Source organism: Variovorax sp. P1_H12_2 (genome assembly GCF_056405335.1).
Map to the genome: position 1 here is coordinate 1 of NZ_JBFUCI010000069.1, position 19,860 is coordinate 19,860.

Annotated in this window: 19 protein-coding genes and 1 pseudogene; 17 read left to right on the forward strand and 3 right to left on the reverse strand. The window is 65.6% G+C overall.

Features of this window, described 5'->3' with window-relative positions; all coding sequences use genetic code 11:
• The 4 genes and pseudogenes from AC1D2K_RS09785 to AC1D2K_RS09800 form a co-directional block, all read left to right on the forward strand.
• Positions 1 to 322, forward strand: a 322-nt coding sequence (locus AC1D2K_RS09785; RefSeq protein ID WP_478088364.1) for a hypothetical protein, incomplete at its 5' end; no start/stop codon positions are given.
• Positions 322 to 582, forward strand: coding sequence for a hypothetical protein (locus tag AC1D2K_RS09790; protein WP_478088365.1), 261 nt, complete (start codon positions 322 to 324; stop codon positions 580 to 582). The genes AC1D2K_RS09785 and AC1D2K_RS09790, both read left to right, overlap by 1 nt.
• 191 nt (positions 583 to 773) lie before the next feature.
• Positions 774 to 1,334, forward strand: a complete 561-nt coding sequence (locus AC1D2K_RS09795; protein ID WP_478088366.1) for a lipid-binding SYLF domain-containing protein — start codon at positions 774 to 776, stop codon at positions 1,332 to 1,334.
• A 197-nt stretch (positions 1,335 to 1,531) separates the two neighbouring features.
• Positions 1,532 to 1,917, forward strand: a pseudogene (locus AC1D2K_RS09800) (transposase); the annotation flags it as partial.
• On the opposite strand, the gene AC1D2K_RS09805 reads toward AC1D2K_RS09800, so the two are convergent.
• The gene (locus tag AC1D2K_RS09805; RefSeq protein WP_478088368.1) at positions 1,914 to 2,738 is read right to left on the reverse strand and encodes an IclR family transcriptional regulator; all 825 of its coding nucleotides are present in this window, start codon (positions 2,736 to 2,738) and stop codon (positions 1,914 to 1,916) included. The pseudogene AC1D2K_RS09800 and the gene AC1D2K_RS09805 sit on opposite strands and share 4 nt — an antisense overlap.
• A 100-nt stretch (positions 2,739 to 2,838) precedes the next feature.
• Between AC1D2K_RS09805 and AC1D2K_RS09810 the strand changes: the two genes are divergently transcribed.
• From AC1D2K_RS09810 to AC1D2K_RS09855, 10 genes are all read left to right on the forward strand, one after another.
• Positions 2,839 to 4,005 carry an acyl-CoA dehydrogenase family protein gene (locus tag AC1D2K_RS09810; protein WP_478088369.1) on the forward strand — a complete coding sequence of 389 codons (1,167 nt, stop codon included), beginning with the start codon at positions 2,839 to 2,841 and terminating at the stop codon, positions 4,003 to 4,005.
• The gene (locus AC1D2K_RS09815) at positions 4,005 to 5,195 is read left to right on the forward strand and encodes an acyl-CoA dehydrogenase family protein (RefSeq protein ID WP_478088370.1); all 1,191 of its coding nucleotides are present in this window, start codon (positions 4,005 to 4,007) and stop codon (positions 5,193 to 5,195) included. Before AC1D2K_RS09810 ends, AC1D2K_RS09815 begins: the two co-directional genes overlap by 1 nt.
• Complete coding sequence (locus AC1D2K_RS09820) at positions 5,192 to 6,163, forward strand: Bug family tripartite tricarboxylate transporter substrate binding protein (RefSeq protein WP_478088372.1); 972 nt, start codon at positions 5,192 to 5,194, stop codon at positions 6,161 to 6,163. The genes AC1D2K_RS09815 and AC1D2K_RS09820 overlap by 4 nt, the downstream gene beginning before the upstream one ends.
• The gene (locus AC1D2K_RS09825; protein WP_478088373.1) at positions 6,163 to 7,371 is read left to right on the forward strand and encodes a CaiB/BaiF CoA transferase family protein; all 1,209 of its coding nucleotides are present in this window, start codon (positions 6,163 to 6,165) and stop codon (positions 7,369 to 7,371) included. Before AC1D2K_RS09820 ends, AC1D2K_RS09825 begins: the two co-directional genes overlap by 1 nt.
• A 419-nt stretch (positions 7,372 to 7,790) precedes the next feature.
• Positions 7,791 to 8,891, forward strand: coding sequence for a LysR family transcriptional regulator (locus tag AC1D2K_RS09830; protein WP_478088375.1), 1,101 nt, complete (start codon positions 7,791 to 7,793; stop codon positions 8,889 to 8,891).
• A gap of 129 nt (positions 8,892 to 9,020) precedes the next feature.
• Complete coding sequence (locus AC1D2K_RS09835; RefSeq protein ID WP_478088376.1) at positions 9,021 to 10,034, forward strand: tripartite tricarboxylate transporter substrate binding protein; 1,014 nt, start codon at positions 9,021 to 9,023, stop codon at positions 10,032 to 10,034.
• A gap of 136 nt (positions 10,035 to 10,170) precedes the next feature.
• Complete coding sequence (locus AC1D2K_RS09840; protein WP_478088378.1) at positions 10,171 to 10,857, forward strand: RraA family protein; 687 nt, start codon at positions 10,171 to 10,173, stop codon at positions 10,855 to 10,857.
• The gene (locus tag AC1D2K_RS09845; RefSeq protein ID WP_478088380.1) at positions 10,854 to 11,783 is read left to right on the forward strand and encodes an NAD(P)-dependent oxidoreductase; all 930 of its coding nucleotides are present in this window, start codon (positions 10,854 to 10,856) and stop codon (positions 11,781 to 11,783) included. The genes AC1D2K_RS09840 and AC1D2K_RS09845 overlap by 4 nt, the downstream gene beginning before the upstream one ends.
• A 32-nt stretch (positions 11,784 to 11,815) precedes the next feature.
• Complete coding sequence (locus AC1D2K_RS09850; RefSeq protein WP_478088382.1) at positions 11,816 to 12,814, forward strand: Bug family tripartite tricarboxylate transporter substrate binding protein; 999 nt, start codon at positions 11,816 to 11,818, stop codon at positions 12,812 to 12,814.
• 16 nt (positions 12,815 to 12,830) lie between these two features.
• Entirely contained in the window at positions 12,831 to 13,757 is a 927-nt protein-coding gene (locus tag AC1D2K_RS09855) for an SMP-30/gluconolactonase/LRE family protein (RefSeq protein ID WP_478088384.1), read from the forward strand.
• Positions 13,758 to 13,803: 46 nt separating this feature from the next.
• Here the strand turns inward: AC1D2K_RS09855 and AC1D2K_RS09860 are convergent, their stop codons facing one another.
• Positions 13,804 to 14,766: a LysR family transcriptional regulator gene (locus tag AC1D2K_RS09860; protein WP_478088386.1), complete on the reverse strand. Its 963-nt coding sequence runs from the start codon at positions 14,764 to 14,766 to the stop codon at positions 13,804 to 13,806.
• Here AC1D2K_RS09860 and AC1D2K_RS09865 point away from each other — a divergent pair.
• The 3 genes from AC1D2K_RS09865 to AC1D2K_RS09875 are packed head-to-tail and all read left to right on the forward strand — an operon-like array spanning position 14,746 to position 18,684.
• Positions 14,746 to 16,224: an amidase gene (locus AC1D2K_RS09865; protein WP_478088394.1), complete on the forward strand. Its 1,479-nt coding sequence runs from the start codon at positions 14,746 to 14,748 to the stop codon at positions 16,222 to 16,224. The genes AC1D2K_RS09860 and AC1D2K_RS09865 overlap by 21 nt on opposite strands.
• Before the next feature lie 47 nt (positions 16,225 to 16,271).
• Positions 16,272 to 17,240: a tripartite tricarboxylate transporter substrate-binding protein gene (locus AC1D2K_RS09870; protein WP_478088388.1), complete on the forward strand. Its 969-nt coding sequence runs from the start codon at positions 16,272 to 16,274 to the stop codon at positions 17,238 to 17,240.
• A 4-nt stretch (positions 17,241 to 17,244) separates the two neighbouring features.
• The gene (locus AC1D2K_RS09875) at positions 17,245 to 18,684 is read left to right on the forward strand and encodes an MFS transporter (RefSeq protein ID WP_478088390.1); all 1,440 of its coding nucleotides are present in this window, start codon (positions 17,245 to 17,247) and stop codon (positions 18,682 to 18,684) included.
• A gap of 24 nt (positions 18,685 to 18,708) precedes the next feature.
• Here AC1D2K_RS09875 and AC1D2K_RS09880 read toward each other — a convergent pair whose 3' ends face one another.
• Complete coding sequence (locus AC1D2K_RS09880) at positions 18,709 to 19,596, reverse strand: LysR substrate-binding domain-containing protein (protein WP_478088392.1); 888 nt, start codon at positions 19,594 to 19,596, stop codon at positions 18,709 to 18,711.
• Positions 19,597 to 19,860 lie beyond the last annotated feature (264 nt).

Sequence of the window (19,860 nt, forward strand, 5' to 3'; positions counted from 1 at the left end):
CTTCAGGGAGGACCGGGCGTATTTGCGAAGCGCTTTCCTCCTGGAGACCCTGTGCTGCCTGACGGTTGCGAACGGCGAATTTGTCAGTGCGGATTGCAGCACGGACCGCCGCCTGCCTTCACTCGGCGGGCCGATCGCGTCGTACTGCGGTGTGGCCGTGGGCCCGCTGGCAGGGCCGGTCGCCGGGATTTTGTGCCACTTCGACGTCGAACGCCGCGAGGTCAAGCCGTGCGAACTTGCGTTCCTGCGGGCTGTGGCGCCGCTGCTGCTCGAATACGTGGATTTCGAGGGAGTGGGGGGAAGCGACTTGGAGGTCTTGTGATGACTAACTCTGCAACTCATCGTTTCGAGTACGACGGCTGGAATGTGGTGGTGGAGTTGGACGGTTCGATGCTCGATGGAATCATCTCTGGGCACGCGGATCTTCATTGGAAGGACGGCCACAAATGCCGGATCGCCCTGAGTGGGAAGCACGAGGACGGCGCCAGCGCGATCGCTTCCCTGTCCGACCGATCGCGCGCTTTTATTGACGACTGGCACGCGAAACGCCTCAATGGCGATTCGGACTTTGTCGACATCTAGGGACCTCGCTGTCTGGAAGGAAGGCATGGGCACCGCCAGCCTCGCYGGGCGTGGACTTCCCTTGGTCCAATAGCCGAGGTGACCAGATCTGTGGGAGCATTCGGACGGGTCGCTCGCAGGGAGAGTGCCTCCGAGGCGGACTCCCTCGTGCCTATGAGGCGGATGTGCACGACACGTGAAAGGAGAACGAAATGAAACGTCGCAAGCTACTCGTCATCGGTGCATCGCTGGCATCGTTGTTGGCCCGCGGTGCCTACGCGCAGGACAAGTCCGCCAAGCAGGCCGAGGTCAGGGCAAAGGTCAAGCAGGCGCTCGAGGACTTCTACAAGGCCGATGCCGAGATCAAGAACGCGGTAAGCAAGGCGCCCGGTTACGCCGTGTTCACGACCTACGGTTTGAGCTTCGGCCTTGGCGGAGCGGGCGGGAAGGGCATAGCGCACGACAGCAAGTCCAAAAAGGACACGTACATGGACATCGCTCAGGCGAGCGCTGGCCTGCAGATCGGGGCCTCCGACACGCGCTATCTTTTCGTGTTCAAGGATGCCAAGTCGCTGGCCGACTTCATCGACAACGGCTGGGATGCCTCGGCCGGCGCTGCCGCGGGCGCTGGCACCGGCAAGGACGAGGCCAATATCAAGGCGGGTGCTGTCGCCTTCTCGGGCGGCACCGCTTACGTGCTGACCAAGGCCGGCCTACAGGCGGGGGTGTCCCTCGGAGGCTCGAAGGTCTGGAAGGACAAGGACCTGAACTAGTGTTCGGACGTGGATCGCGCCGAGGGCCTGGGTGTAGAAGGAGATCGCATCTCATGAAGCATCGATTCAGAGCACGGGCTTCCAGATCTCCGGAACAGCATCACGCGAGCATTTTGCGCAGGTGCCGCGGCGCAAGGCTGGCAAGGCCCACAAGCCCTCGCGTGCCGAGAAGCACTCTGCGCAGGCGGCGGCCCTGCAGGCATGGTGGTCAAGACTGCTATCGTGCGGCTCAAGCCGACCAGGCAGCTTGGGACCGGGCCCATCGCCCCAAGCGCTGCAAGCTGGCTGAGAACCGGGCCTTTGCGCGCGTCGGACGGACAAGCTCCAGCTGCAGTGGTCGCCGGAGCAGATTGCCGGATGGCTCAAGCATACTTACCCGTGCGACGAGAACTGCTACGTGTCACACGAGACCATCTACCGCAGCCTGTTCATTCAAGCCCGTGGGGCCTTGAAGAAGGAACTTCAGCAGCATCTCAGGCGTACGCGAGGCATGCGCCGTTCGCGCCACTACACGCAGAGGACAGAAGCCCACGGAAGAATCGTTGACGCGATCTCGATCAGTGATCGTCCGGCCAGCCTTCAGCGCAAGCCCACCTGTCGGTCCGCCATGTTCACCAATTCCACCAGACTGGGACCGATGGTCTTGAGCAGGTCGTTTGGCCGCGCCTGATAGCCTGGCACGGCGCAGTTGAAAAGCAGGCGGCGCGAGCCATAGCGAATGCGGGAGGCGACACCGACCGCGTGCACGCCCAGACCGGCGTCGCCCAGGTTGATGGCGAACCCGCGCTTGCTGTAGCTCGCGACGCTTTCGCGCATGCCCTCCGAGGTGCGGACGTAGTCGTCCGGTCGCTGTTGCTTGGCGCGCGCCAGAAAACTCGCGCGTTCCGCCGGCTCGAGTTGGGCCAGCCAGGCGCGACCCATGGCTGTTTCGACGATGCCGCGCACCGCGCCGACGCCCGGGCGCTTGAGCGTACCTCGCTCGTGTGCTGCCGATTCGACGTAGACCACATCGAGGTCCATGGCGACGCCGACCGAGACTGCGCCCTTGACGCGCGCGGCCAGGGCCTGCATCGCGGGCCTCAGCTGGCTGAGCAGCGGCGTGTTGATCACGTACGGGTAGGCCAAGGTCACGGCCGCCGGTCCGATGAAGTAGCGGTCCAGGCGATCGTCGTGGTCGAGGAAGCCCAGCGCCTGCAGCGTGCGGCACAGGCGCGACACGGTGGACCGGGGGAGGCCCAGCCGCTGCGCAAACTCGCTGTTGGCGTGCGCGCGCGGATCCGCCACGAAACTCTGCAGGATCAACAAACCTTTGGCGAGGGTGCCGGCGAAATCCGGATCGGCGTCGCGCACCTTGCGCAGGTCCCCCTGGTCCTTGATCTGGTGTACGGGGCTTGGAGATCGCATGGTTCGATTCTGGTGGTGACGCGCAGGCTCTGTGCATCGTAGTTCCAATATATGGAACTGTGGTGCGCTCAATCGTACGCCGCCCACTAGAGTCCGGTCCATGATTCGCAACCCTAAGCAACTCGACGCGCTCCTGGCCGACATCCGCGGCTTCGTGCGCGACCGCTGGCACCCGATGGAAGACGAGGTCGAGCGCCTCGGCGAGGTGCCCGAGCCCTTGGTGCGGGAACTGCGCCGCAAGGGCTACTTCGGATGGAGCATTCCCGAGGCCTATGGCGGCCTCGGCCTGACCACGGAGGAACTGGTGCTGTGTGCGTTCGAGCTGTCGCAAGCCTCGGTGGCGCTGCGAGCCCGCGTCGGAACCAACACCGGCATCGGATCTGAAGCGCTGGTGGCCGACGGCACCGAGGAGCAGAAGCAACGCTGGCTGCCCCGCATGGCCACTGGCGAACTCACCGGTTGCCTGGCGCTGACCGAGCCGGAGGCCGGCTCGGAAGCTACCAACGTGCAGACCACCGCGCGCAGGAATGGGGACCACTACGTGCTGAACGGCCTCAAGCGCTTCATCACCAACGCGCCCATTGCTGACGTGTTCACGGTGCTGGCCCGCACCGAAGAGGGCACGCGCGGCAGCGCGGGATTGACGGCCTTCATCGTCGAGCGCGGCGCACCCGGCCTCACGACTGGCACACCCTATCGCAAGATGGGGCAGGCCGGCTCGCCCGTGTCCGACGTGGTCCTGGAAGACTGCCGGGTGCCGGCCTCTCACATCATCGGCTTGCGCGAGGGCGCGGGCTTTCAGACCATCATGAAGGTGCTCAACAAGCAGCGCCTCCACTTGTCGGCCCTGTGCACCGGCCCGGCGATCCGCATGCTGGAGCTGGCCATCGACCATACGCAGCAGCGCGAGCAGTTCGGCCAGCCGGTGGGAAACTTCCAGTTGATGCAAGCCATGGTGTCGGACAGCTGCACGGAGATCTTTGCGGCGAAGTCCATGATCACCGAGACGGCACGCGCGCGCGACCGCGGCGAGGACGTGGCCCTCGCGGCCTCGATGTGCAAGTACTTCGCCTCCGAGATGTGCGGCCGCGTGGCCGACCGCTGCGTGCAGATGTTCGGTGGCTCCGGCTACGTCGCCGATTTCAGCCCGATCGAGCGCTACTTCCGCGACGTGCGCCTGTTCCGCCTGTACGAAGGTACCAGCCAGATCCACCAGCTCAACATCGCCAAGCTGGTGCTGCGCGAGCATGCGAAGGGGAAGGCCTGATGCGGACCCTTTCGCGGCTGGATGACTTGCGCCGGCGGGTGAACCGCTTCGTCGAGGCCGAAGCCTTGCCCCGCGAGGATGTGTCCCACTTGCACGATCCGTCGGCGCTAGACCGCGTGCTGGCTGAGCTGCGCCCGATAGCCCGTGAAAAGGGCCTCTACCTGCCCCAATTGCCGGTCGAACACGGTGGGCTGGGCCTGACTTGGACGGAGCGCGCCACTGTGCTGGAGGAAGCCGGTCGCAGTTACCTTGCGCCGGGCGCGATGAACTGCGCGGCGCCCGACCAGCCCAACATGATCAGCCTGCTGCGCAACGGCAGCGAGGCGCAGCAACAGCAGTACCTCAGGCCGCTGGCCGACGGCCGGATCCGCTCCTGCTTCGCCATGACCGAGCCGCATCCGGGCGCCGGCTCCGACCCGTCGATGCTGCAGACCGCGGCCGTGCGCTCTGGCGRAGGCTGGGTGATCGAAGGCCGCAAGTGGTTCATCACCGGCGCCATCGGCGCGCAATTTGCCATCGTGCTGGCGCAGACTTCCGAAGGCCCGACCCAGTTCATCGTCGACGCCAACAATCCCGGTTTCAAGCTGGTGCGCGCGATCCGCGCGATCGAGCCCTTCGCCATCGGTGGTCACGGCGAAATCCTGCTGCAAGACTGCAAGGTGCGCAGCGACGCGGTGTTGGGCGAAGTGGGCAAGGGATTCGACTACGCACAGCAGCGCCTGGAGCCTGCGCGGCTGTCGCATTGCATGCGCCTGCTGGGCCGCGCGGGCCGCGCGCTCGAGCTGGCGCAGGCCTACGTCAACGAGCGCTCCTCGTTCGGCCAGCGCCTGGCTGAGTTGCAGCAGGTGCAGGCCATGGTGGCCGATTGCCATATCGACCTGCATGCCAGTCGGCTGATGACGCTTGATTGCGCGATGCGGATGGACGCCGGGGTTTCGGTCAAGACCGAAACCGCGATGACCAAGGTCTTCGTCTCCGAGGCTCTGAACCGCGTGGCCGACCGTGCCGCGCAACTGATGGGTGCGCTTGGCATGTCTGAAGACTCGCCGGTGTCGCTGATCCTGCGTGAGCTGCGGCCGTTTCGCATCTACGACGGTGCCTCCGAGCTCCACCGCGCCACCCTTGGCCGCCGATTCCTCAAGACTTCTTCTGCTTCCTTATCTGCCAAGACCCTGGAGACAACACCATGAGAACGAGTGCATTCTTTCGCCGCGCCGCTGCGGCCATCGCGCTGGGCCTGGGCAGCAGCCTTGCCCTGGCCGCCTATCCCAGCCAGCCGATCAAGCTGATCGTGCCGTTCCCGGCGGCAGGCAGCACCGACTTGGTGGCGCGCGCGCTGGCCGTCGACCTGGGCGCCGCGCTGGGCCAGCAGATAGTCGTGGAGAACAAGGCCGGCGCCGGCAGCCTGATCGGCTCGGAGTACGTCGCCAAGGCGCAGCCCGACGGCTACACCATCCTGATGGCGGGCCTGACCAACGTGTTCCTGCCTTACGTCCACAAGGACCTCAAGTGGAACCCGGTGGACGATTTCGTCCAGGTGGGCCTGGTGGCGGACCTAGCGAACGTGATCGCCGTCAACGCCAAGACGCCGTACCAGTCGCTGGCTGAGCTGATTGCCGCAGACAAGGCCAAGCCTGGCTCGATGGCGTTCGGCTCCGCCGGCGTGGGGACGCCTTCACACTTGGTGTGCGAGATGGTGAACCACCAGTCGAAAATCAAGCTGCAGCACGTCCCCTACAAAGGCAACGCGCCCGCCGTGAATGACTTGATGGCCGGACATATCCCGGTGATGTGCAACAACCTCGGCGGAACGCTGCCCTACTTGCAGGGCGGCCAGATCCGCATCCTGGCCCAGACCGGCAAGACACGCTCGCCCGCCGTGCCCGAGGTGCCGACCTTTGCCGAGCTGGGCCTACCGGGTCTGGACACCGGGCTGTGGATGGGTCTGGTCGCGCCGAAGGGGACGCCCAAGGCCGTGGTCGACACGCTGAATCAGGCCCTGACGAAGGTAATGGCCACACCCGCCATGAAGGAACGGCTGGCCAAGCTCGGCGCCACGCCGCTCGACCCCAGCCGCGCCGCCTTCGAGGAGCGCATTCGCTCCGACCGCCGAGCCTGGGACCCGGTGCTCAAGACCATCGACCTGAAGACCAACTGATGGACGACAACGCCTATCCCCTGCGCGGCGTCCGGATCCTGGACATGGCCACGGTGCTGGCCGCGCCGTTTTCGGCGACGCTGTGCGGCGACATGGGTGCCGAGGTGGTCAAGCTCGAACTGCCCCAGGGCAACGACGCGTTGCGCGGGCTGGCACCCGTGCATGGGGAACATGCGCTTTTCTGGAAGACCGCCAACCGTGGCAAGCAGGGCATCTCGCTGGATGTGCGCAAGCCAGAAGGAAAGGCGCTGTTCCTGCGGTTGATCGAGGGATTCGACGTCCTGGTGGAGAACTTCCGCACCGGAACGTTGGCCCAGTGGGGGCTTGACTTGCCGACTCTGCACGCGGCCAACCCGCGACTGATCGTCCTGCGGATCACCGGCTTTGGACAGACCGGCCCCTACGCGCGCCGACCCGGCTTCGCGCGGATCTTCGAAGCCATGAGCGGCTTCGCTCACCTGACCGGCGAGCCCGGGGGGCCGCCGCAACACATGAACTATCCGCTGGGCGATGCCATCGCAGGCTTGTTCGGCGCGTTCTCCATCGCCACCGCGCTGGTCGAGCGCAACGCTATGCCGCGGGAGCAGCAAAAGGGCGTGGAGATCGACCTGTCGGCGACCGAAGCCATGATGCGCTTGCTGGACCCGCTGGCTGCCGAATACAAGTTCAGCGGTGCAGCCCGCGAACGGACCGGTTCATGTGCGGGCTACACCGCGCCGTCCAACGTCTACCAGTCGGCCGATGGCGCATGGATCACACTGGTCGGCTCGTCCGACCCCATCTTCGCGCGGCTGTGCCGGGCGATGGGCCGTGACGCCCTGGCGGCCGACCCGGCCTTCTCGACAAACGTGCGGCGTACCGAGAACCTGGTGGAACTCGACGGCATCGTGGCGGCCTGGTGCCGCAGCCTGACCTTCGACGAGCTGAGTGTGCTCCTGGACCGGCAGGAGGTTCCGTTCAGCAAGGTCTACTCGATCGCCGACGCTCAGACCGACCCTCACTTCAAGTCGCGCGGCGCGACCATCGAGCTGATGGATCCGGTGCTCGGCGCCATCCCGGCGCCGGTGGCGGTGCCACGCTTCGGTGGGAGGACGGCGCCGGTTCCCTCGGTTGGCCCCGACACGGGGCAGCACAACGCCCAGATCTTCGGCGCACTGGGCTTGGATGCCGCGCAACTGGCCGCGTTGAAGGCTGCTCGGGTCCTCTAGCGGCTACGCGCAACGCAAGGGCAACGTGAGTGCATTGTTGGCAGGTCCGCGTCCTGCATTGCCACCGTCACGCAGCGATCACGAATGCGGTAGCCACTCCCGTCGGCGATAAGAATGGACGAGGGCAACGGCTGAGCCGGGGAAGGGGGGAGGGGGTGGTGTGTGGTGTGTGTCTTCTTCGGTGACCGCGGCGCCCGCGCAATTGGTTGTTCGAAGCGAAACAGGAAATCGTGACGCAAATCGGTGCGTGACACGGTAATGGTGTCGCATCCGTACCTTCCATGCGTCACCAAACGCAGGTAAGTCCGCATCGGTGCTTGTCGACGAGGTCAGGTTTTGCCGTCGCATGACAGGTGGTGTGTGTGTCATGCGGCACAGTTGTCGGTTCTCACCTAACTCTGAACTTTTCTCACTGAACCATGAACTCCGGCCCTGAGCCCTTGCAGGGAGGAACCGATCTTTGTGCAACGGGGCCCGGCGAGAAGGTCGAGCGGAGGAGGGGAGAATCTCCCCGGCCCGGGGGGCGGCTGGATTGCAGACGTAGCCTTCCGTTGACCAGGGTGTGTCCCATCTGCCTTACAGTCTTCCACGCGGTCTCTCTCAACCCAAGGAGCTACATCCTGGATCTGCGCGATCTCCAGTACTTTGAAGTCATTGCCGAGCTCGAGCACATGGGGCGCGCGGCCGAACGGCTGCATCGCACGCAACCTGCGTTGACGAGTTGCGTGCGTCGCCTTGAGGAGGCATGCGGCGCGCCCCTCTTCGAGAGGACCGGCCGCGGGATCCGACTGACCACCGCCGGAAAAGTTTTGCTCAAATGGGCTCAGCGCACACGTTTTGACGTGGAAAGCGCCCGCCGTGAGATTGGGGATATCGGACATGGCTTGAGCGGCAACATCAAGATCGGCATCGTGCCGACCGCGGCCCAGTTTCTGCTCCCGCCCGCCGCACGAGACCTGATGCGCGAAGCGCCCGATGTGACCCTGCGGACCAGCGTCGCGCTGGTGGACGCGTTGAAGCCGTTGCTACGTGCAGGCGACATCGATTTGATGGTCGGCACTGAAGTTCCCGCGGAACCCGGGTTCGCCTCGCAGTACCTGGCCGAAGACGTGATCGTGGTCGCCGCCGCCGAAGCGCACGCGATCTTCGACAAACCCAAACTCAGTTTGAAAGATCTGACGGGCTACCGCTGGGTGCTCCAGCCGCCCGGAGCACCGACGCGAGACTGGCTCGACCAGACGTTCGATCGCCATCGCATCTCACGGCCGGTGGTGCAGGTCGAAAGCACCATGCTGCTGATGCTCCCTAGCCTGATTGGCGAGACCGGTCTGCTGAGCTTCATCTCGCGTTTGCACCTGCAGGCCGGTCGATCGGGCGCTGCCCTGCGGGAAGTGAAGCTGCCCGCCACGACCATGCGCCGCCGCATGGTCGTGACCTACCGGGACACTGGCTATATCTCCCCCGCAGCTCAACGCTTGATCGACCTGCTCGCCAAGCACGCCGACGTGTCAGCGGTCTGATACCCAAAGTCAAATCTATCGATCTCCAAAAAGTATCGATTGGACTGAATGAGCCGAGAGACGAATACTTGCCTCCACTGAACACATCGCCCGCAATCGCGCAGGGTCGGTTCAACCGGAGACAAGTTCATGCAATATCGCGCTTCCCCCGCAGCGGCCCCGCGCCGATTCATTGGCTTCGCGGCCACTGCTCTCGCCGCCGGGGGGATGCTCCTGGCCAGCGCGCCGGCTTCGGCCCAGGCCGCCTATCCCTCGCGGCCCATCAAGCTCATCGTTCCGTTTCCCGCCGGCGGCGGCACAGACCTGATTGCGCGTGAAGTCGCCAACAAGGTATCCGTCGCCAACGGCTGGTCGATCATCATCGACAACAAGCCGGGCTCCGGCGGCAACCTCGGCGTGGACGCTGCGGCGAAATCGCCCGCGGACGGCTACACACTGGTCCTGGGCCAGACGAGCAACCTGGCGATCAACCCCACGCTGTATCCCAAGCTGCCCTACAACCCCGAGAAAGACCTGACGCCGATCGTGAGCGTCGCCAGCGCGCCGCTCGTCCTCGTCGTGTCTGCCGTTTCGCCCTACAAATCGCTCGCCGACGTCGTGGCCGCAGCCAAGGCCAAACCCGAAACGCTGAACTACGCCAGCTCCGGAAGCGGCACGGTGGCACATCTCGCCACCGAGCTGTTCCAGAAGACCGCCGGTGTCAGGTTCACGCACATTCCGTACAAGGGCGCTGCGCAAGGATCAACCGATCTGATCGGTGGCCAGCTCCAGATGTACATGTCCTCGGTACCCACCCTGATTGGGTACATCAAGAACGGGAAGATGCGCGCGATCGCCGTGACCTCTGCCAAGCGAACCGCCGACCTTCCGGCCGTACCCACGATCGCGGAGTCCGGCTTCAAGGGCTTCGAGGCCGTCACCTGGTTCGGCATCGCGGGGCCGGCTGGCTTGCCGAAGGATGTGGTGGACAAGCTCAACGGTGCGTTCAACAAGGCACTGCAAGACCCTGAAGTCAAGAAGAAGCTCTCCAGCCAAGGCACAGATGCGCTCGGTGGCACCCCGGCCGAGTTCGCGAAGCTGATCCATGACGACATCGTGCGCTGGGCACCGATCGTCAAGGAATCCGGCGCCAAGGTCGACTGACCAACCCTCACGCACACGCGCGCTGAAACGCTGAAGGCAGGGACGGGCCCGCACCGTTCCCAGGCTCGGCGGAGCCACGCCCGTATCGCACCGACAGGCCCCTCCCGCCCCACGTCAACACCCACGAAAGAAGCTCATGTCCAATCTTCCTGACATCATTCGCGACTTCGAACGCGTCCCTGCCCCTATCGTGGCGCAGGCCTCCGAGCTGCAGCCGGCAATCCTGGCTGATGTGGCCGGCCGACGCGGCGCGCTTGACGGCCGCATCAAGGCGCTCAGGCCGCGTATGAAACTCGCGGGAACGGCGCTCACGGTCGAGGTGCGCCYCGGCGACAACCTGATGATCCATGCCGCCATCGCGATGGCCAAGCCAGGCGATGTTCTGGTGATCGATGGCAAGGGCGACCAGACCTCCGCCTTGATGGGCACCATCATGATGACCGCGTGCAAACAACGGGGTATCGCCGGTGTGGTGATGGACGGTGCGTGCCGCGACAGCATCGAGATCGACGAGATGGACTATCCGGTGTTCTCCGTCGGAACCAACCCGAATGGTCCGACCAAGAGTATCGGCGGGCGCATCGGCCACCCCGTGTCGATCGGCGGCGTCACGGTGCACCCCGGGGACTTCGTGATCGGCGACGGCGACGGCGTGGTGGTGGTCGAGCGCGAGAAGATCGAGGCGCTGCTGCCGCTGGCGGCAAAGAAGGTCAAGGACGAGGCCGCGCGCATCGCGGCCATCAAGACGGGCGACACGGCCGCCAAATGGCTGAATGCCGCCCTACTCACCGCTGGAGTCCTGAAAGAAGGGGAGACGCTGTGAGCGCCATCCTCGTCACCGGCGCAGATCTCGCGCCGCAAGCATTGGCCCTGCTGAAGGACCATGAAGTGGTCTTTGCCGGGAAGACGCCAACCGAAGAAGGAATCGTGGCCCTGAGCGCCAAGCACAACCCGGTTGCCATCATCGTGCGCTACAGCAAAGTGGGCGCGGCGGCCATGGACGCGGCGCCTGCGCTGCGTGTCATCTCCAAGCACGGCAGCGGCACAGACACCATCGATAGCGCAGCGGCCAAAGCGCGAGGAATCGAAGTCGTCGCCGCTGTCGGCGCCAATGCTGCGGCCGTTGCTGAACAGGCCATGGCGCTCCTTCTCGCCTGCGCCAAATCCGTGGTCTCGCTCGATGCCCGCATGCAGGCCGGCCATTGGGACAAGGCAACGCACAAGAGCATCGAGTTGGCCGGCCGAACGGTGGGCCTGATCGGCCTGGGCGCTATCGGCCTGCGCTTCGCTCGGATGGCCGATGCCCTGGACATGCGCGTCATCGGTTTTGACCCCTACGCCAAAAAAAACCTGCCCCCTTGCGTTTGCGCCGTTGACCTGGAGACGATCTGGCGCGAGTCCGATGCAATTTCCCTGCACTGCCCCTTGACGGTAGACAACCGCCACCTGGTGAATGCTCACTCGCTTGCGAAGTGCAAACACGGCGTGATCGTCGTCAACACGGCCCGAGGCGGACTGATCGACGAGGAAGCGCTTTTGGCCGCGGTGCACTCCGGCCAGGTATTCGGTGCAGGGCTCGACAGCTTCGCCGTTGAGCCGATGACCGCTGGCCACCCCTTCCACGGCGAGAGAGGCTTCGTGCTGAGCCCACACATCGGCGGAGTCACCAGCGATGCCTACGTGAACATGGGCGTCGCCGCGGCTCGCAATGCGCTCGGCGTCCTCGACAGGCAAGCGACTGCAGCCTGAGTCCGCCGCACTGAAACGACAGGAGACACCTGATGACCAAGAAGACCTCTCATTCCAGCCAGATCTGGGCGCTCTCGTTCGGAGCCATTGCAGCGCTTTCTGCAGCCGTGCCCCTCGGCGCACATGCACAGGCAGCGTACCCGAACAAGCCGATCAGGATCATCGTTCCCTACCCGCCGGGCGGCGCGGTGGACGTCGTCACGCGCAAGATGGCGCAGAAGCTCACCGAACAGATGGGCCAGAGCGTCATCATCGACAACAAACCGGGCGGCACCGGCACCATCGGCGCCAGCGCCGTGGCGCGTGCCGAGGCCGACGGATACACGCTGATGGCCAACGACACGACCTACTCGCTGTTGCCATTCATCTTCAAGAAGTTGCCCTTCGACTACGACAAGGATCTGGTGCCGATCAGCGCGTACGTATTCGCGCCAATGGCCATGGTGGTCAACGACGGATCGCCGTACAAGACCTTGCCCGAGTTTCTCTCCGCGGCGAAAGCGTCGCCCGGCAAGCTGACCTACGGCACGGGTGGCGCCGGCACCACGCCGCACTTCACTGCAGAGGCGTTCGGAGTGGCCAGCGGCACGAAGCTGATGCACGTGCCATTCAAGGGCGCGGGCGAGGCCACGCAGGCCGTGTTGTCGAACACCATCGACATGCAGTTCTCCTCGACGCCTGGCGTCATGGGCAACGTCAAGGGCGGCAAGCTGCGGCTGCTGGYAGTGAGCGGCGACAAGCGGCTTGTCGCGCTTGCGACCGTGCCCACCTTTGCCGAGGCTGGCGTGAGAGATTTCAGCGTCGTGAACTGGACCGGTCTTTGGGCGCCCAAGGGCACGCCGGCGCCGGTTCTCGCGCGCCTTCAGCAGGAGATCGCGAAGGCGATGGCCACGCCGGACATGAAGGCCTTCGCGCAAGGGCTGGGCGCCGAGCCACGCATGGCGGATTCCGGCGCCTTCGCAAAGATGCTGACCGACAGCAACGCGTTGTGGGGCAAGATCGCAGCCAACGCGTCGTTCGACAAGCAATAGACCCCCGGAGGCCGCCTTGTTCCTTCTTCAGCCGCCGCTGGTTCGGGATCTGGAGCTCTTCACGCGTATGCCGGACGCGCTCCGCCGGCGCGAGACCTCCGATTGGGCCGATGCGAACCGCGGGGGCCAGCCCACCGATTCGTTCCTGGAGGGTCCGGCGTTCGACGACGAGGGCAATCTCTACGTGACCGACATCCCGTTCGGGCGCGTCTTTCGCATCGATCCAGCGGGCCAGTGGTCGCAAGTGGCCGAATACGACGGCGAGCCCAACGGCATGAAGTTCCTCGATGCGCGCACGCTGCTGGTCGCGGACTACAAGAATGGGCTCATGCGCATTGACGTGACGACCGGTGCGGTCACGCCGCACCTGCAGCGCCGCAACACCGAACGCTTCAAGGGGGTCAACGATCTCGTCATCGATGCGAAGGGGRGCATCTACTTCACAGACCAGGGACAGACCGGCCTGCACGATCCCACGGGCCGCCTGTACCGGCTGCGCCCCGACGGGCAGCTCGACCTGCTGCTGTCGAATGTGCCAAGTCCCAACGGCGTTGCACTCTCGCCCGACGGCAAGGTGCTGTACCTGGCGGTGACGCGAGGCAATTGCGTCTGGCGCGTACCGCTCCTGGCCGACGGCAGCGTGGCCAAGGTCAGCCAGTTCTTTACGTCCTACGGCCCCAGCGGGCCGGATGGCTTGGCCGTCGATGCACAAGGGCGCGTGATCGTGGCCAACCCCGGCCTGGGCTATGTCTGGGTTCTGAATGCACGCGCGGAACCCGTGGCCGTGCTGCGCGGTCCCGCGGGCGCTTCTATTACCAACGTTGCCTTCGGCGGTGCGGATCGGTCCACCTTGTTCGTCACCGACTCGAGCCATGGAAGCATCTTGTGTGCGCGACTCGACGTCCCGGGAGTGGCGCTGTTCCAGGGGCGCCCGCCTCGGTAAAGCACAAGGTGCCTGTGTGTGAAGGCCTGTTCCCGCGTGAACAACCTTAGGTCGGCTTTCGCAAGGACGCGCGCGCACAGGCCAGGAACGGCTCGATCAGCGGACTGTCCCAATCGCTGCGCCAGCAGACCGCGATGTCCATCCTTGCATCGACGTTGCGCAAGGGCCTGAACACCACGCCGGGCGGCCGGCCGATCTGGGCGCAGGCGGGCAGGATCGCCACGCCCTTGCCTGCCAGGACCAGCGCCAATGCCGAGACCATCGTCTCGACCCGCTGCGCGATCGGCATGCTGACATCGTGCCGCCGCAGCAGCGACGCGACGACCGATTTGTCGACATCACCCTCGGGCACGGGCAGCCCGATGAGCGCGAGGCCCGAGAGACGCGCCAACGGAATGCTGACCAGTCGCGCCAGCGGTGAATCGGTGCGCACCGCGAGCATCAACGGCTGGCTGCCGATGCGCTCCACCGCAATGCCCGCCTGCGCGATGGGAGGAATGCAGAGCGCCACCGACACGTCCGAGTCGGTGAGGGCCGAGACGTTGTTGACGGCGTTCAGCTCCACATACTGGATCTCCACCTCCGGCAAGCGGAGCCGCAGCTCGTTCTCCAGCCGCGGCAACATCAGGTAGGACAGCGCGATCATCGTGCCGACCGTGAGCCGGCCCCGGCTGCCCGAGCCGACGGCGCGCGCCGCGTCGAAGCCCTCGTTGGCCAGAAGCAACGCCTCTTTCGCGCGCCGAAACAGTGCATTGCCCGCATCGGTGATCTCCATGCCGTGCGCCGCCCTGCGAAACAGCGGCGTGCCCACCGCCGCCTCCAGGTTCTTGATGTGAACCGACAGCGGCGGCTGTGCCATGTTGAGCCGGCGARCCGCCTTGCCGACGCTGCGTTCCTCGGCGACGGCCACGAAATAGCGAAGCATGCGCAGGTCTGGTGCAGTCATACGCTGTGCATATGCCTTTTCAAGAAAACAGTATTGGACGCCATGTTGCGGCGCCTCAATCATCTGCGCATGAAAAATCTTCCAGTCCTTCCCCAGTCCGAGATCTGCGCGATGCCCGCAACGACGATGCGCAGGCTGGTCGCGCAGCGCGAGCTCTCGCCGGTGGAGATCGTGGAAGAGGTGCTGCGCCGCGCCGATGCGCTGCAGCCGCACCTGAACTGCTTCATCACGCTGTGCCATGAGCAGGCCCTGCAGCAGGCCAGGGAAGCCGAACAGGCGCTCATGCGCGGCGAGGCCGCGGGCCTGCTGCATGGCCTGCCCTTCACGGTGAAGGACATCGTCGACACCGCCAACGTGCGGACCACCTACGGCTCCCTGCTGCACCGCGACCACGTGCCCACGAAGGACGCGGTGGCCGTGGCGCGCATGCGCGCGGCCGGCGCCATCCTCATCGGCAAGACCACCTCGTCCGAATTCGGCGCCAAGTGCATGACCGATGCGCCGCTGTTCGGGAGCACCCGCAACGCGTGGAGCGCGTCGCGCACGAGCGGCGGCTCCAGCGGCGGCGCGGCATCGTCGATGGCGGCGGGCATTGCGCCGCTCGCGATTGCGACCGACGGCGGCGGCTCGACGCGCATTCCCGCCGCCTGCAACGGCGTGGTCGGCCTGAAGCAGAGCCTGGGCGTGGTGCCCCACAGCCAGGTGCAGGACGCGTTCGGCAACTACACCTACGTGACGCCCACCACGCGCAACGTGGCCGACACGGCACTGATGCTGCAGGCCATGACCGGCGCGCATGGGTCGGACCCCTGGTCGCTGGGTGTGCCGGCCCAGCGCTACTTCGACGACCTGCAAGCCGGCGGCGACCTCCGCGGCAAGCGCATCCTCTTCTGCGCCGCGCCGGCGGGGCGGCCGATCGCCGCGGACGTTGCATCCGCCTTCGAGGCCGCTCTCGCCACCCTGGCGTCGATGGGTGCCGAGCTGCAGCCGATGTCCGGCGAAGGCTTCGACGTCGAGCCCGTGTGGCGCGTGATCAACCACACCAGTTGGCGCGGCCGCTTCGCCCCCTTGGCGGCGGCGCACGGCGACCAGCTGAGCCCGTCGCTGCTGCAGCAGCTGGCACTGGCCGAGCATGTGGACGGCGTTGCGTTCCAGCAGGCCATGTTCGCGCGGACCGTCTTGTTTCGCGACATCCAGGCGCAGCTGGAGACGCACGACTTCATCTTCACGCCCACCCTGTCGCGCACGGCCCTGCCCATCGACCAGGACCTGTTCGGCAACATCGAGATCGACGGCAAGGAATATGCCGAGGTGCGTGCGAACTGGTTCCCCTGGACCATGCCGTTCAACCTCACCGGCCACCCCGCCATCAGCCTGCCCTGCGGCGCGGACCGCGACGGCTTGCCCATCGGCATGCAACTCGTCGGCCGCTTCCGCGAAGACGCGCAGCTGCTGCAGGCCGCCGCTTCATTCGAAGCCGCGCACCGGCCGGCGAACCCGTTGCCCGTCGTGGCCTTCTGAGTTCGTCGCTATTTCTCTTCCTATTTTTCAACTCGCAGGCAGCCACCATGACCTCGTTCCTGAAGACACTCGTGCTTGGCGCGTCGATCGCCCTGGCCGGCGCCGCCGCGCACGCCGACAACGCGCCCATCCGCCTCATCATCGGGTTTCCGCCGGGCGGCGCGCTCGACAACCTGGCGCGTTCGATGGCCGAAGAATTGCGCAGCTCGCTCAAGGAGCCCGTTCTGGTGGAGAACCGACCCGGTGCGTCCACGCGCATTGCCATCGAGGCCGTGAAAGCTGCGCGGCCCGACGGCCGCACCATCCTCATCGGCGCGACGCCGCCCTTCGTGCTGTTTCCGATGACCTATGCGCGGCTGAACTACGACGTCGACAAGGACTTCATTCCCGTTGCGCACCTGGCCAACGTGCCCAGTGTCGTCTCCGCCGGCGCGGACCAGCCGTACAAGACGATTCCCGAATACGTCGCGTGGATCAGGAAGAACCCCGCGCAAGGCAGCGTGGGCATGACCAACCTCGGCGGCGGCCTGCACTTCAGCGTGCTGCAACTGTCGAAGGCCATCGGCGTGCCGCTCACGGCGGTCACTTACCGAGGCGGCGCGCCGCTGGCGACGGACATCATCGGCGACCACGTGCCGATCGGCACCGACGCTCTGGCCAGTCAGCTGGAATTGCACCGCTCCGGCAAGCTGCGCATCCTGGGCGTCGCAGGGACGAAGCGGCTGAGTTGGCTGCCCGATGTTCCGACCCTCAAGGAGGCCGGCTACGACGCCTTCGACCGCGCCAATGCGTCCTATGCCGCCTTCGTGCCCGCGGGCACACCAAAGGACGTTGTCGCGAAGCTGGAGACAGCCTTCCTGGCCGCGATGCGCAGCGCGCAAGTGCACGGCCAGCTCGAGCGCGCGGGGCTCGAAGCGACCGGGCTGCCTGGTGCCGCAGTGGCGCGCATCATGAACGAAGACCGCGAGTATTGGCGCCCCATCGTCAAGGCTTCGGGCTTCAAGAGCGAAGATTGAAGCGGTGACGGAAGACGAAGACAAGGCCGGATGGGCGGTGCTCGTTGTCGCCAGCCTGGGTGCGGCGCTGTGCTTCCTGAACCTCAGCGCGCTCAACGTGGCGCTGCCCGCCGTTGCGCGCAGCCTGCAGGCTTCACCATCGCAGGCGAGCTGGATCCTGCTGTCCTACATGCTGGTCAGCACCGTCTGCATCCTGAGCTTCGGAAGGCTGGCCGATCTGTGGGGGCGGCGACAACTCTTCCTCGCGGGATTGGGCCTCTTCGTGATCGCATGTGCGGCCTGTGCGGTCGCGACAAGCGTCGGGGCGATGCTGGTTTTTCGCGTCTGCCAGGCCGTGGGTGCGGCCGGCGTCATGGCCAACACCAGCGCATTGGTCGGCGATGCGTTCGGCCGCCAAAGGGTGGGCCTCGCGCTCGGCGTGCTCGCCATGGTGGCCGCCCTGGCCCAGGTCGCGGGGCCGCTGGCCGGCGGCTTCGTCGTGTCGTGGTGGGGCTGGCGCGTGCTGTTCATGCTGAACGTCCCGATCGGGCTTTGTGTGCTGGCTGGGTCGTGGCAGGTGCTGCCGAAGCGCGCGGCGGCCAAGGCCGAACGCTTCGACCTGGCCGGCGCCGTGCTGTCGCTGGCCGGGATCGGAGGCGTGACCTATGCGCTCACGATGGCGGGGACGCGCGGCTGGACCAGCACGCCCGTGTGGGCCTTCATGCTCGCTGGTGTTTGCGCCATCCTGGTGTTCGTCGGCGTGCAACAGCGCGTGGCGAGCCCGTTGGTCGACCCTGCGCTGTTCAGGGATCCGAGGCGTCGCATCGCCTACGCAGGCATCCTGCTGCTGTCGATGTCGCAGGCCGCACCGCTGCTGCTCGTGGCCCTGTATCTCCAGGCCTGCGCGCGCCTGGCACCCTCGGAGGCGGGCCTGCGCATCGCGCCGGTCGCGCTCGGGATGTTGATGGCCGCTCCGACGGCCGGCAGCCTGATGCGGCGCTTCACGCCCGACGCCATCTGTGTGGGAGGCATGCTGCTCGCCGGAGGCGCGCTGGCGCTGTTGGCGGCCGTGCTGCAACCGGCCATCGGGGCCGGGCAACTGGCCGTCTGCCTGTGGCTGCTGGGCCTGGGCATCGGGAGCTTCGTGACTCCGAACAACGCGTCGATTCTCCAGAGCGTGGTGCCGCAGCGCCGGGGGATTGCGAACGGCGTCCGCTCGACGCTGCAGAACACCGGGATCATGGCGGGAACGGCGCTCACCTTGAGCGTGGCGATGGCCAATCTGCCCTACAGTGCGCAGCGCATGATTCTTGGAAATGGCGGTTCGGGCCTCTCGGGCTTCGATGTCGCCGCATTCACTCAGGGTGCAAGAGCTGCTTTCGCAATGCTCGCATCCCTGTGCTTTGTGGGTGCAGCCCTGATTGCGAAGAACTGCCGCACGCCCCAGGTGCGGCAACCCGTCTGAAGCGGGCCCGGGGGGCGTGCACGGTCAAGAAGGGGTCGCTCGACTCGGTTTCGCAGCTGGCTTGATCGTGTCGAAGAACGCACTCACCATGCGCGCCCCGCGGCGCTCCCTGAGGCACAGCAGGTGCGCGTACGTGAAGATCTTCGCGTCGCTGATCTCGACCAGATGCAATCCCGGTCCGGGCACGTATTCGACGGTAGACACCGCGGCGACGCCGACGCCCTGCAGGACGGCTTCGCGAATGACTTCGCGGCTCGCAATCTCCATGACGACGTTCGGCTGCACGTCGGCCGACTGCAGTGCCAGTTCCAGCGCCTTGCGCGTCGTCGAGCCTTGCTCGCGCACGACCATCCGTTCGCCTTGCAGCTCGCGCAGCTTGATGGTGCGGCGGCCTGCAAAACGATGGTCGCTTGACGTGAAGATCGCCACCGGCTGCTTGCTGAAGGGGACCGACAGGAAGCGGTCGTCCTGGACCAACTGCGCCAGCACGCCGACATCGGCGCGGTAGTCAAGCAAGCGATCGAGCACGTCACGCGAGTTGCCGGTGCTCACGCTGACCTTGATGTCGGGGTAGCGAAGGTTGAAGTTCGCCAGCATTTTCGTCACGTGGTAGGGGCCGACGGCCGCCACGTGCAGCTCGCCCGATCGCAGTTCACCGGAGTCCTTCAGCAAGCTCACCGCATCGGCCTCGAGCGTGAAGATCTGCTGCGCCAACTGCATCAGCTTCCCGCCGAACTCGGTGAGCTGCACACGCTTTCCGCTGCGGTGGAACAGTTCGACGCGGTAGCTTTCTTCGAGGAAGCGCACCTGTGTCGTGATGGTCGGTTGGCTCACGTGCAGGTGCGCGGCCGCCTTGGTGAAGCTCCCGGCATTCGCCACCGCATAGAACGAGCGCAGCTGTGTCAGACGCATTTCGATTGGCTCCGGATGTATTCATAAATTCTATAGAAGACGACAAATCTTTGAATTTGTCCAGGACGCGCGCCGGTGTTGTACTGGCCCCCGAGCGCTACAGYCGTCACGAGAACGGCGGGCGGCATCGGTCCTTTTTCGTCATCGCGTTTCATGCAGCCGGGTGACGATGGAGCGGGTGCCTTGGCCTGCAACGAAAGGACGTTCATGCATCCACAACTCATCGGAGACAAGACCATGATGAATCGCAGAAAGTTGGTGTTC